The organism is Bifidobacterium sp. SKU, assembly GCF_026016405.1.
GTDB classification, from domain to species: Bacteria; Actinomycetota; Actinomycetes; order Actinomycetales; family Bifidobacteriaceae; genus Bifidobacterium; species Bifidobacterium bifidum.
In genome coordinates this window covers 1772098-1785076 of the sequence record NZ_CP092890.1, presented here as the reverse complement: position 1 = coordinate 1785076, position 12979 = coordinate 1772098, and the positions used below count along the sequence as shown (strand labels likewise).

General features: G+C 64.0%; 12 protein-coding genes and 1 tRNA gene. 8 read left to right on the top strand and 5 right to left on the bottom strand.

Features of this window, described 5'->3' with window-relative positions:
• Positions 1-25: 25 nt before the first annotated feature.
• Both MMB49_RS07655 and MMB49_RS07650 read right to left on the bottom strand, forming a co-directional pair.
• A complete protein-coding gene (locus MMB49_RS07655) occupies positions 26-1213 on the bottom strand; it encodes an MFS transporter (protein ID WP_047270795.1) in 1188 nt (395 codons plus the stop codon).
• 163 nt (positions 1214-1376) lie between these two features.
• A tRNA-Pro gene (locus MMB49_RS07650) sits at positions 1377-1450 on the bottom strand.
• Positions 1451-1579: 129 nt separating this feature from the next.
• On the opposite strand from MMB49_RS07650, the gene lysS reads away from it, so the two are divergent.
• From lysS to MMB49_RS07630, 4 genes are all read left to right on the top strand, one after another.
• Entirely contained in the window at positions 1580-3271 is a 1692-nt protein-coding gene (lysS, locus tag MMB49_RS07645; protein ID WP_047270794.1) for a lysine--tRNA ligase, read from the top strand.
• 214 nt (positions 3272-3485) lie between these two features.
• Positions 3486-4451 carry a 1,4-dihydroxy-2-naphthoate octaprenyltransferase gene (menA, locus tag MMB49_RS07640; protein WP_014760590.1) on the top strand — a complete coding sequence of 322 codons (966 nt, stop codon included), beginning with the start codon at positions 3486-3488 and terminating at the stop codon, positions 4449-4451.
• A gap of 77 nt (positions 4452-4528) precedes the next feature.
• Positions 4529-5269 carry a phosphoglyceromutase gene (locus MMB49_RS07635; protein ID WP_003814666.1) on the top strand — a complete coding sequence of 247 codons (741 nt, stop codon included), beginning with the start codon at positions 4529-4531 and terminating at the stop codon, positions 5267-5269.
• An 82-nt stretch (positions 5270-5351) separates the two neighbouring features.
• Entirely contained in the window at positions 5352-5582 is a 231-nt protein-coding gene (locus MMB49_RS07630) for a hypothetical protein (RefSeq protein ID WP_225840953.1), read from the top strand.
• 219 nt (positions 5583-5801) lie between these two features.
• On the opposite strand, the gene phoU is transcribed toward MMB49_RS07630, so the two are convergent.
• Positions 5802-6482 (bottom strand): phosphate signaling complex protein PhoU, encoded by a 681-nt coding sequence (phoU, locus tag MMB49_RS07625; protein ID WP_013363821.1) that lies wholly within the window; start codon positions 6480-6482, stop codon positions 5802-5804.
• Positions 6483-6665: 183 nt separating this feature from the next.
• Here phoU and MMB49_RS07620 point away from each other — a divergent pair, with 183 nt between their 5' ends.
• Positions 6666-7934 carry a sensor histidine kinase gene (locus MMB49_RS07620; RefSeq protein WP_013363820.1) on the top strand — a complete coding sequence of 423 codons (1269 nt, stop codon included), beginning with the start codon at positions 6666-6668 and terminating at the stop codon, positions 7932-7934.
• A gap of 6 nt (positions 7935-7940) precedes the next feature.
• Here MMB49_RS07620 and MMB49_RS07615 read toward each other — a convergent pair whose 3' ends face one another.
• Positions 7941-8195 carry a hypothetical protein gene (locus MMB49_RS07615; RefSeq protein WP_003818615.1) on the bottom strand — a complete coding sequence of 85 codons (255 nt, stop codon included), beginning with the start codon at positions 8193-8195 and terminating at the stop codon, positions 7941-7943.
• A gap of 110 nt (positions 8196-8305) precedes the next feature.
• Positions 8306-9448: a phosphoserine transaminase gene (serC, locus tag MMB49_RS07610; protein ID WP_047270791.1), complete on the bottom strand. Its 1143-nt coding sequence runs from the start codon at positions 9446-9448 to the stop codon at positions 8306-8308.
• A 164-nt stretch (positions 9449-9612) separates the two neighbouring features.
• Between serC and MMB49_RS07605 the strand changes: the two genes are divergently transcribed.
• The 3 genes from MMB49_RS07605 (at position 9613) to MMB49_RS07595 (ending at position 12912) form a co-directional block, all read left to right on the top strand.
• On the top strand, positions 9613-10635 hold the full coding sequence (locus MMB49_RS07605; protein ID WP_013390193.1) for a CHAP domain-containing protein: 1023 nt from the start codon (positions 9613-9615) through the stop codon (positions 10633-10635).
• Positions 10636-10812: 177 nt separating this feature from the next.
• Positions 10813-11592 carry a C40 family peptidase gene (locus tag MMB49_RS09550; protein WP_269800527.1) on the top strand — a complete coding sequence of 260 codons (780 nt, stop codon included), beginning with the start codon at positions 10813-10815 and terminating at the stop codon, positions 11590-11592.
• A 279-nt stretch (positions 11593-11871) separates the two neighbouring features.
• A complete protein-coding gene (locus MMB49_RS07595) occupies positions 11872-12912 on the top strand; it encodes a universal stress protein (protein WP_022173468.1) in 1041 nt (346 codons plus the stop codon).
• Positions 12913-12979: the final 67 nt, after the last annotated feature.

Here is a 12979-nt window from a genome sequence, read left to right as displayed (position 1 = left end):
TTTGAGAGCCTATATCCCGCGAAACTCACACCGTGATCTCGCGCATACGCTCCAGCGCGTCGGTGTGCGTCTCGTGACGCATGGAGTATATGGTCAGCAGCGCCACCGCGATGACCGCCAACGGCACGCCGCCCAATGCGGTGAAGTGGTAGTTCATGCCTGACAAGTTCAGCATGCCGCCGCCGACCATCGAGCCGACCGCGTTGCCGAAGTTGAACGCCACCTGCACGGCCGCGCCGGCCAGCAGCTCGCCGCCGCCCTTGCCGGATTCGGTCATCAGCAGCTGCTGTGGGGCGGAGATGAAGAACAGGCCGAACGCGATCCAGAACGTGAAGATGGCGGCGCTCACATGGTTGCCGGGCACCAGGAACACCAGCAGCAGACCGACGCCGGAGATCGCCTGCCCGAGGGCTGCGGTTCCCGCGTGACGCCAGTTGTCGGTGATGCGCCCGCCGATGATGCCGCCGACCACCATGCCGAATCCGGCGAGCATCATCAGGAACGGCACCATGTCGCTGTCGTATCCGCCGGTCTTCTGCAGCCACGGCGACACGTAGCTCCACCAGCAGAACACGCCGGCGTTGCCGGTGAACACCGCGCCCAGAATCAGCCACGGTCCAGGCTTTCGGAGGAACCTGAACTGGCCGGCCAGACCGACGTCCTTCACCGGCGCGATGGCGGGAACCCAGGCAAGCGCGAGGAACACGGTCATCGCGGCCCAGACGCTGAGCACGATGAACGCAAGCCTCCATGACAGGAACTCCGACATCAGCGTGCCGGCCGGCACGCCGATCATGTTGGCGACGGTCTGACCGGTGACCATGACGGAGACGGCCTGCGCCTCCTTGCACTTGTCGGCCACGGTCTTGGCGATCAGCGTGGCGGTGCCGAAGAACGCGCCGTGGGGCAGTCCCGAGATGAAACGGGCAGCCAGCAGCATGGGCGCATTGGCGGAGAACGCCGACAGGGCGTTGCCGACGAAGGCGATCGCCATGAACATGATGATCAGCTGCTTCGGCGGGATCTTGCGCCCGAACACCAGAATCAGCGTGCCGATGCACACGCCGATCGCATAGGCGGAAATGAAATGGCCGGCGGTCGGGATATCGACGTGCATCGCCTCGGCGGTCTGGGGCAGGATGCCCATCATCACGAATTCGGCCGCGCCGAGGATGAACGCGCCGGAAGCCAAGGCAAGCAGGCTTTTCTTCATGGTTCCCTCTTCATCACATCTCGCGGGCGTGCCCGCGCGTGGGTGTCGTTTGTTGTGATTGTCGCTGATGGTTGTGGTGGTCCCGCAGTGTGAGACTGCGGGAGCTGCCAAGCCACCGGTAAGAAGAAGGCCAGACCGCTGATGCGATCTGGCCTTCATGTTGTCGGGCTGGCGGGATTTGAACCCGCGGCCTCTTCGTCCCGAACGAAGCGCGCTACCAAGCTGCGCTACAGCCCGTTTTGGCAACGCAGGCTATAATACAACGAAATCCCGGACAAGCCAAACCGGCGTGGCGTGGCATCCCGAAAACCGCGGAATATCAACGGACTCTCGGCGTGTATCGCCGTCTCATTACACTGTGACATTATGAGTCAGACGCAAGAAACCCCCGAATCCCTGAACGACGACGAGACGGCGCCCGCTGTTCCCGTCATGACCACGGTCGAACGTGCCGAGATGCTGCTGCGACAGGACGCAGCCATCCGCGACCGCATCGGCGCCGGCGCAACTTTGGACGAGGCCGTCGATCCCTCCAACAAGGAGTTCGGCCCGCTCGCGCACCCCGAGCAGGTGCAGATGCGCGTCGCCAAGCGCGCGATGATGCTTGAGGCCGGCATGCAGCCCTACCCGGTGCACCTCGACGTGACCGACACCATCGAGGCCGTGCGCGCCAAGTATGACGGCAAGCTTGAAGCCGGTCAGGAGACCGAGGACGTGGTCGGCATCGCCGGGCGTGTCCTGTTTCTGCGCAACGGCGGCGGCCTGTGCTTCGTGCAGCTGTCGGCCGGCGACGGCACGAAGATCCAGGGCATGATCTCCAAGAAGGAGATCGGCGCTGACTCGCTCAAGCAGTTCAAGCAGCTCGTGGACCTCGGCGACCACCTGTACCTGCGCGGCCGCGTGATCGCGTCCAAGACCGGCGAGCTGTCGGTGTTCGCCACCGAATGGGCCATCGCGTCCAAGGCGCTGCAGCCGCTGCCCGCCCTGCACAAGGACCTGAACGACGACACGCGCACGCGCAAGCCGTACATCGGCATGATCGCCGATGAGAAGGTGCGCAACATGGTGCGCAACCGGTCCAAGGCCGTCGCCTCGCTGCGCCGCACGTTCGATGACCACGACTTCCTCGAGGTCGAGACGCCGATGCTGCAGACTATCCACGGCGGTGCCGCCGCCCGTCCGTTCACCACGCACATGAACGCCTTCGACTTGGATCTTTATCTGCGCATCGCGCCGGAACTGTTCCTCAAGCGCTGCCTCGTGGGCGGCATCGACCGCGTGTTCGAGATCAACCGCGACTTCCGCAACGAGGGCGTCGACGCCACGCACGCCCCCGAGTTCACGATGGTCGAGGCCTACCAGGCGTACGGCACCTACGACACCATCGGCCAGCTGGTCAAGGAGCTCGTGCAGAAGACCGCGATGGACGTGTTCGGCTCCCATAAGGTCACGCTGCTCGACGGCACCGAATACGATTTCGGCGGCGACTGGAAGACCATCAGCATGTATGATTCGCTCTCCGAGGCGCTCGGCGAAGAGATCGTGCCGAACGGCGGGCCGGACAACCCCGGCACTTCCGTGGAGCATCTGGGCGAGATCGCCGACAAGCTCGGCGTGGAGCGTGACGACGTTGAGAACCACGGCAAGCTCGTCGAGCACCTGTGGGAGCACTTCTACGAGGACAAGCTATACGAGCCGACCTTCGTGCGCGACTTCCCGGTCGAGACCTCCCCGCTGGTCAAGGGCCACCGCAACAAGGCCGGCGTGGTGGAGAAGTGGGACCTCTACGTGCGCGGCTTCGAGCTGGCCACCGGCTACTCCGAGCTCAACGACCCGATCGTGCAGCGCGAGCGTTTCGTGGCTCAGGCCAAGGATGCGCTGGCCGGTGACGAGGAGGCCTGCGACATCGACGAGGACTTCTTGGAGGCCCTCGGCGTGGGCATGCCCCCGGCGGGCGGCATGGGCATGGGCATCGACCGACTGCTCATCGCCCTGACCGGTGCCACGATCCGCGAGACCATCACCTTCCCGCTGGTCAAGCCGCTGGCGTTGCAGTAAACGTGCGGCGGGCCGCTGCCGGCCTTGCGTGCGGACTGCGGCGATGACCGATTGAAATGATATGGCGGGGCTCCACGCGTGTGTGCGTGGAGCCCCGCCTGTTTATGTATCGATGCTGTGCCGACAGCCCCCCGCCAGCGGGACGTGCTGATGTCGGCGGATGATCATGACGACATATCCACGGAATCCGTGAAAGGCACGTACACTGGACTGCATGACTGTGAAACTGTGGATATCCGGCGCACGCCCGAAAACCTTGACGACCTCCCTGTCCTCCGTGGTGGTGGGCGCATGCTGCGCGTATCCGGTGATCGTGGGCGATCTCAACTGCGCGCAGACCCGGTCCGACACGTCGCAATGCGCGGCGGTCACCGCCGATGCGCAGGCGATGATGTCTCGGTTCTGGCTCGTCACGCTGCTGTGCGTGTGCGTGGGCGTGTTACTGCAGATCGCGGTGAACTACGCCAATGACTATTCCGATGGCATCCGCGGTGTCGATGAGGGCCGCGGCGGCAGTGAGAAGAAGACCAAGAAGCCCATGCGGCTGACCGCGTCCGGCCTGGTTCCGGCGAAGCATGTGCTCGTCGCCGCCGTGGTGAGCGCTCTGCTGGCCTGCGTGTGCGGCCTCGTCGCCGTCGTCCTGTCACAGGCGTGGTGGCTGCTGCTGGTCGGCGTGCTTTGCCTGCTGGCCGGCTGGTTCTACACCGGAGGCAAGCATCCGTACGGATATGCGGGATTCGGCGAACTCTCGGTGTTCCTGTTCTTCGGTTTGGCCGCCGTGCTTGGCACGCAGTATGCGCTGAGCGGTTCGGTCAGCGTGCTCGGCGTGTTGTGCGCGGTCGTCGCGGGGCTGTTGTCATGCCAGATACTGATGGTGAACAACCTGCGTGACATCAACGAGGATCGCCGGCATGGCAAGCGCACGCTCGCAGTGCGCATGGGGGAGCGTGGCGCCCGCGTGATGCTGGGCGTCTGCTGCGTCGTCGCATGGGCGATCGGCGTGTGGGTGGTGATGCTGCTGTGGACGCCGTGGGGCGGCATCCTCATGCTGTCCGGCATCGGCGTGCCGTGGCGCATGGTGACCAGCACGGGCCGTAAGGAATTCCGCAAAGCGCTGTCGGACGCCTGCTTCCAGCCCCCGTTCTTCGCCGTCATCCTGCTGATTTCGCTGATGGTGTGAGTATTCCTGCGCAAGCGCTCGGCGAAACGGTGGACAAAGGCTCGAATTTGGCCGGGCTGAGCGGTAGACTGCGAGTTATGACTTACAAACTAGTACTGCTCCGTCACGGACAGAGCGCATGGAACAAGACCAATCAGTTCACCGGATGGGTGGACGTCCCGCTGACCGAGCAGGGCGAAGCCGAAGCCAAGCGTGGTGGCGAGCTGCTCAAGGAGAAGAACGTCCTGCCGGACATCGTCTTCACCTCCCTGCTGCGTCGTGCCATCAACACCGCCAACATCGCACTGGATGCCGCCGATCGCCTGTGGATTCCGGTTCAGCGTGACTGGCGTCTCAACGAGCGTCACTACGGCGCTCTGCAGGGCAAGAACAAGACCGAGATTCGTCAGGAGTACGGTGACGAGAAGTTCATGCTGTGGCGTCGCTCCTACGCGACCCCGCCGCCCGAGATCGACCCGAACGACCAGTACGCGCAGAACCACGACCCGCGTTACGCCGGTGACCCGGTTCCGGAAGCCGAGTGCCTGGCCAACGTCGTCGAGCGTGTCAAGCCCTACTTCGAGTCCGCCATCGAGCCTGAGCTGCGCGCCGGCAAGACCGTGCTGATCGCCGCCCACGGCAACTCGCTGCGTGCCATCGTCAAGATGCTCGACAACCTGTCCGAGGACGAGATCGCCAAGGTCAACATCCCGACCGCCATCCCGCTGCTCTACGAGCTGGACGAGAACTTCAAGCCGGTCAAGCCGCGTGGCGAGTACCTGGACCCGGAGGCCGCCGCCGCCGGTGCCGCCGCCGTCGCCGCTCAGGGCCAGAAGTGATTCTCTGACCCGGCATTAGCCTGATGCATAGGGCCGTTCCCTCATGGGAGCGGCCCTTTTGCGTATCCGGCCACGAGCCGACGTGTGTGATGTAGGCCGAGGGGGCGTCTCCTCGGTATGCGAAACGCTGCTCGGCGTATTCGGCGCCGTGGCACCGGTCGTGGTCGGCGGCGTGTTGCGGTTCGTGCCGGGCGGGTTCACGCTGATCGCCGCCGTGGTGTGCGCGCTGGCCACGGCGGGCATGGTCGTGTCCGTCTTCTCGCCGATTCGCACCATTCCCGCTTCCGCTGACTGGGAGCGCAGCGAAGCGTGACTCGTGCGGGGTGCCACGCTGCGAGGGCGCGCGCGGTGACGCAACTCACGCACGGTGACGTCGCGATGGAGTCTATGATCCGGGTTCCAAGCCGCGCACCGCCCGTCGGGGCATACAAAAACGGCGAGCAGCCGTGGCCGTCTCGCCGTTCATGGGACTCTCCGTGGAGAGAAGTTCAGTTATGGCGGAATGCCGGTGACGGCATCGCCGCGGTCGTCGTCACTCGACGGCGCCGTCCTCGTCGCGCGATGGCTCCTTGCTCGGATCGAAGCCGGACACGATGTACACGACGCGGCGGGAGGCTGACACGGCGTGGTCGCCGAGACGCTCCATGAAGCGGCCGAGCAGCACGACGTCGATCAGCTGCTGACGGCTGCCGGTCCACTTGTCGGACAGAGCCAGGTCGAAGGTCTTGTGGTGCAGCGCGTCGAGCTTGTCGTCGTCGAGGATGATCTCCTCGGCGGTTTTGGCGTCGCGGTCCTGCAGCATGACGACGATGCGGTCGGCGGTCATCGACAGGAACTGCTGCATCTCGGTGAACAGCTCCGTGGCCTCGGCCGGCAGCGCCGGTTCGGGGTAGATGCGGCGTGCAGCTTCGGCGATGTGCTTCGCCAAATCGCCCATGCGCTCGAAGGTCGCGGCGAGCCGCAGCGTCGATACGACGACTCGCAGGTCGGTCGCCACCGGGTTCTGCTTGGCGAGCAGACGGATGCACTGGTCGATGACGCTGGATTCGAGGGCATCGATCTCGATGTCGCCGTCGATGACGCTCTGGGCGGCTTCGATATCCTGCTTCAGCAAGGCGTCTCCGGCCCCGTTGATGGCCTTGCGCACGTCTTGCACCATGCGATCGAGGTCATCGGCAACGGCCTTGAGCTCCTCGTCAAAAATAACGCGCATTGTTGTAGCCTTTCATGCTATGTAGTTGCTCTTGATGGAACCTCTATCAAGTGTAAGCCGCATAAGTTGTGTTTGCCTAGCGCTTGGCGGTCAGGTTCTTGAAATTGTCTCAAAATTCATTGGCTAGTTCACCCGGAATTCACGTTCGCCGCATGTCGCCTCTCGGTGTGAGACAATGGAACCATGCCTCAGTTTCAGCCGTCGGTATGGATTTTTGTAGTTTTCGCGCTATTGGCGCTGGCCGCATTGGCGGGAATCGGCTTTTTCATCGCGGACCGGCTGCAGCCCGTCATCATGAACGCGCTGCGCAGCAATGACCGCTTGCCGTCGTTGCAGTCTCGGCGTCGCGGCGCGCGCCGCCGTCAGGAGGATGACGAGCCGGCCGATGATCTGGATGACTCCACCCAGCTGGTGCTGTCGATGCTCTCGCTGGCGTCGGTCGTGGTGGACGATCAGGACGAGGTGGTCCGTGCCAATCCTGCGGCCTATAGACTCGGCTTGGTGCGTGATGACACGCTGATCGAACCTACGTTGCTTGACGCGGTGCACAAGGTGATGAAGGACGGTTCCCGGTGCTCGTTCGACCTGGAGACTCAGACGCCGGAGCAGTTCATGACGATGAACGGATTCGGTGCCGCGGCTGCCGATGACGGCCTGACCGCAGAGGCCTCGTCTCGGCCGAACTGGCTGAAGGTGACGGTGGGACGCATCGGCGACCATCTGGTGCTCGTGCTGATCAACGATGTCAGCGAGTCGATCCGGTTCGCTCAGATTCGAGACTCGTTCATATCGAACGTCTCCGAACAGCTGCTGCAACCGACCCGCGCGCTGGAGCGGCTGGCCGATTCGTTGGAGAGCGCGGACGTGAGCCACGAGCAGCTGGCGAACCACGCGCGGCAGGTGCGGCATTCCTGCGTGCGGCTCGACCGCATGATCTCTGACCTGCTGATGCTGATTAAGGCTCAGGAGCCGGTGACGGCTTCGGAGGCGAACCGTTGCGACCTGTTCTCGCAGGTTTCCGGGGCCGTGGATGATCTTGCCGGCGCTGCGCGGGATGCCGGGGTGCAGGTGCGGGTCGGCGGCAAGAGCCCCGTGATGATTCACGGGGAGGCCGATCAGATTCGCATGGCCGTGCGCAAGATGGTGGAGAATGCGATCGTGTATTCACACCCAGGCGGGGCGGTCGGCGTCTCCGTCGCCCTGTCTCCGGACGGGAAGAACGCCGTGGTGCGTGTCATCGATCATGGCGAGGGCGTGCCGAAGGCCGATCTGCCCCGTATCTTCGAACGGTTCTACCGCGGTTCCAACCAGAACGAGCGCACGGCCGACGGCATCGGTCTGGGATTGGCGATCGTCAAGCATGCGGCGCTCGCCCATCACGGCGATGTGACGGTGTGGAGCGCTCCCGGGCAGGGCAGCACGTTCACGCTGTCGCTGCCGGTGGGGGACTGATACGGCTCAGTTGCCGAGACGCCGGTAATCCCAGCGGTCGAAATGCTCCCATACCAGCATCATGACGCCGATGACCAGTCCGGCCGCGCACATGATGAGCAATTGCAGCACATCCAGCCCGCACGCGAGCAGTATCGCGCTGACGATCAGCGCGACCGACCACAGCACGCAGCCGATGAGGAACGTCTTGCGCAGGTCGACGCGCACAGGTTTCGGTGCCGGCTTGCGTACTTCAGGATTGATGATGGCTGCGAATTTCATACCTATATACCTTAGCGCATGGGATGAATCGGGCGGGTGGCGGTACATACACCGGCACCCGCCCGAGCGTTCAGTCCTTGATGATCGGGCGGCTCTTGCTGCCGCGTCCGTCACAGGTGCTCGACGACGTAATCGATGCATGCGGTGAGCGCGGCCACGTCCGACGGCTCCACCGAGGGGAACACGCCGATGCGCAGCTGGTTGCGCCCGAGCTTGCGGTATCCGGACGTGTCTACGATGCCGTTCTCGCGCAGCGCGGCGATGACCTGTTTGGCGCTGACCGCGTCATCCAGGTCGACGGTGACGACCGCATTGGAGCGCGAGCCCGGGTCGGCGACGAACGGCCGGGCGTATTCGCTGCGCTCCGCCCACTCGTACAGCAGCGCGGCGGACTGCGCGCAACGTGCCGTGGACCAGGCCATGCCGCCATTCTCGTTGAGCCAGCGCACCTGGTTCTCCAGCATGATTAGCGTGGCGACCGACGGCGTGTTCAGGGTCTGATCCTTGCGTGCGTTGTCGAGCGCGGAGGTCAGCGAGAGGAATGGCGGAACCCAACGGCGGGAGCCTTCGAGCTTGGCTTCGCCCTCGACCTGCTGCGCACGTGTGATGGCGCGCGGCGACAGCACCGCGATCCACAGGCCGCCGTCGGAGCCGAACGCCTTCTGCGGGGAGAAGTAGTACGCGTCGGTCTGGCTGACATCCACCGGCAACGCGCCGGCAGCGCTGGTGCCATCGACCACGACGATCGCGTTCTGCTCGTCGCTGCCTTCCACGCGCCGCACCGGTGCCGACACGCCGGTGGAGGTCTCGTTGTGCGCCCACGCGTAGGTGTCCACGCCGTCGGTGCGCTCGGGGAGCCGATAGGTGCCCGGCTCTCCCGCGAAGATGACGGGGTCGTCGAGGAAGGGCGCGCTCTGCGCCGACTTGGCGAACTTCGTGCTGAATGAGCCGTATGTGCCGAATGCGGCCTTGCCGGCGATGAGCGACGCGCAGGCGATGTCCCAGAAGGCGCTTGCGCCGCCGTTGCCGAGCGCGATCTCATATCCGTCGGGCAGGGAGAAGAACGAGCCGAGTCCTTCACGGATGGAGGCGACCAGGGATTTCACCGGCGTCTGCCGGTGTGAGGTGCCGAGGAGCGTCTTGCCGCCGCGTTCGAGCGCGTCCACCTGCTCGGGGCGGATCTTGCTGGGGCCGGAGCCGAATCGTCCGTCTTCGGGCTTCATTGAGGACGGGATGTTCACGATATTGTCCATATGCTCAACACTAGCCAATGATGCGGATTGATAGGAGTCGGCGTTCATGTGTCGGATGCGGTCGGGTTGCCGATGGCCGCACCCCGCGGTAAGCTGGTCAACCGTGATGAACGTGCGGCGTCTTCGGAAGGCCGCATCGCGATGATATTAAAGGAGCAAAAAGTATGAGGCATGCTGCGCATAAGGCCAATAAGGATTCCGTTCAGCGCACCAGCCCCTCGGCGTTATTCCGCTCCTCCCGGGGTTCCCACACGGCCAGGGCCGTGCGTGCCGTGCAGGCGGCCAACGGCGATGCCGTGGCGCTCGCCATCGACCCCGTTTTTGCAGCCAAGCTGAACGAGGTCGCCCCGATGACCCGCCGGGCCATCCGCGAGACCGCGAAGGCCGCGCAGCGCAAGTCGTACATGATGTCATCCGCATCCCTTGCGGCTCTGGTCGGCACTGCGGCCACCGCCTTGGCCTTTTCCAATATCCAGCAGTCGTCCAACTCTCGTCTGCTGGCCGACGATCCCGCCACGACGACCACTCAGCTGGCCCGCGTGACCGGTTCGACGGTCTCGCGTTCCGAATCCCGTACCGAGCTCGGCCCCATCGCCTCCGACCAGACCGCAGCCGCGGCCACGAGCGGCGCGGCCGACGCGAAGACGAGCAACACGATCGCCGACGCCAAATTCGTGCAGACCACCAATAACGGCAACTGGGAGCTGAACGACAAGAACTCCGCCATCGACGTGAGCCAGCTGTCCCGCTCCCTGGCGAACAACCCGCAGGTCGCGGTGCTGGTCGACCAGGATGCCGGCAAGCTGCCCGAAGGATTCAACCCGAACCATGCCACGGGCGACAGTGGTCTCGCCTATGCGTTCAGCCAGTGCACGTGGTGGGCGTACCTGCGTCGCCATCAGCTCGGCCTGCCCGTCGGATCATATTTCGGCAATGGTCAGGACTGGGCGAACTCCGCTCGTGCGCACGGCTACTGGGTGGACAACACGCCTCGCCACAAGGGCGACGTCATGGTGTTCCGCGCGGGCCAGGAAGGCGCGAGTTCCGTGTATGGCCATGTCGCCATCGTGGAGAGCATCAACGCTGACGGCACGGTCACCGTCTCGGAGTGCGGCGCTTCGCTGAACGGCAAGCCGGCATCCCGCACCCTTTCCAACGTGAACGACTTCCAGTACATCCACTACTGATTTTCGGCGGGTCTTCGGTCCCCGCCAGTGAGATTCATCTCTATTATTCTCCCGGGAGTGTCGCGCCGGTCGTGTGAAGATTGCCGGTTTTCCCGTGATGTCGCCGATATGGCGTGATTTCCTATCGTGAATGTTCTCAGGCGAAGATGCATGCCTGTGTGCTACAATCATGCCTCGATGATGATTTGCAAGAAGATTATTTCGACTATCACCGCCGCAGCAGCTGCGGTGGCGTTGTTCACGGTATCGGTGCCTGTCGCCTTGGCCGGTTCCGATAATGCGAGCAGGAAGGCGATTACCTCTTCTCGCTCGTTCCCGAAGATGAACACCGCGCGTAAGGATCTGCTCAAGGAGATCGTATCGGTCAGCTCCGATGACAGCGAAAGCTGGGGCGGTGTGGAATCCCTGAACGTGCCCGAAACCAAGTCCACGGCCGAGAAAAAGGCCGAGGAAGAGGCCAAGAAGGCCGAAGAGGAGCGCAAGGCCGCCGAGAAGGCCGCCGCCGAAGCCTCCCGCCTGCAGGCGGCGGAGGTCAGCCGTTCCCGCGCATCGGCCGCGACCAGCAGCACCAGCTCATCGTCCGTCTCCAATGACGGTGCGGTCGATGCCCCGGTCAGCGCCAATGGTGCCGGCGTGGTCGCCTACGCCTCCCAGTTCCAGGGCGTGCCCTATGTGTACGGCGGCACCACGCCGTCGGGATTCGACTGCTCGGGCTTCACGCAGTACGTGTACTCCAAGTTCGGCATCAGCCTGCCGCGTATCGACTATCAGCAGCGTGTGTGGGCTCAGGCTCACGGCACGACGGTCAGCGATCCCCAGCCGGGCGACCTGATGTGGAGATCCGGCCATGTGGGCATCTACGTCGGCAACGGTCTGATGATTCACGCGCCGCGCCCCGGCAAGAGCGTGTCCATCGTGCCCGTATACGCTTCCTTCGAGTATTATCGAATCATCTAAGCCGGTTGCTTCCGGTCGAAGAGTCTTCGAACGATATTTCGCACTGCACAGCGCCTCCATTGGGGCGCTGTCGTGCTTTTTCGACAGGTGATGCGGCGACGATGCCGTGCCCGCTTCCGCTGCGCTGCCGCGCGTTATGACACACCGACGCCAGGAATGTGGCATTGTTCTCAATCGGCAAAATGACTGATGTTCATCCCGCATCCTGACGCGTACGCGGTATTCTAGGAACTATGACCCGATGCGCCGCTGCATCGGTGTTACCTTAAGGAGGTTGCCATGATCAACGAAAAGGCGATTCTGGTTGGGGTGGACGGTTCTCATGCCAGTTACAAGGCCACGTGGTGGGCCGCCAATTTTGCCAAGCATGCGGGATTGACGCTGCAGATCGTATGCGCGTATTCGCTGCCCAGCTACGCCGCAGTGTCGTTCGACGCCACGTACACCGCGATGGGTGATGACAACGCGGCGCACAGCGACGCACAGGAGATTCTTTCCAAGGCCAAGGCCATCGCCGATGAGCAGGGCGTCGAGGCGGCGACGCTGATCGTCACCGGTGACCCGGCATCCGTGTTCGTCGAGCTGTCGCGCAACTACAATCTCATCGTCATCGGCAATCGCGGCAAGGGCGGACTGGCCGAGCGCCTGCTCGGCACCACCAGCTCGTCGCTGCCCGCGTACGCGTACTGCCCGATCGTCGTCGTGCCCTATACCGACGACGACGGCAACCTGATGCACCTGAACAACACGATCACCAAGGTGGCGGTCGGCTCCGACGAGTCGAAGTGGGGTCTGAAGGCGCTGGACATCGCCGCCTCGTTCGCCAACATGTGGGGTGCCGAACTCGACGTGATCTCCGCCGCGCCGAAGGTGCAGGGCTCGGACGGCGACAAGGCCGTGATGGAATCCTTCATGGAGGATCTTGAGGTGCGTATCAAGCCGATCGAGGAGTCCTACCCCGATCTGAAGATCACCCGCACCGTGGTGCCGGGCAACGCCGTGCAGGCGCTGACCAAGGCCAGCTATGACCATGACGTGGTCGTCGTCGGCTCCCGCGGCCGCGGCGGGTTCACCGGCCTGCTGCTGGGCTCCACCAGCCAGGGACTGATCCAGCACGCCGTCGGCCCGGTGTATGTCGTACCCCGCAAGTACGTCGAAGCCGCGGAATCCCGTCTTGACACGGTTCCGAGCTCGCCGGCCGATGTCGAGCCGAAGCCCTTGGAGTCCATCGGCGGTGTCGAGGAGCTGCCGGTGCCGGCCGCGCAGCCGGAGGTCGTCGAGCAGATCGATTCGGTCATCGACCCCGAGCACAAGGCCTGATTCGGCTCTGATACATGCAGTGGCCCCGCCGGACTCGATGCCCGGCGGGGCCACGATGTTGTTGTGC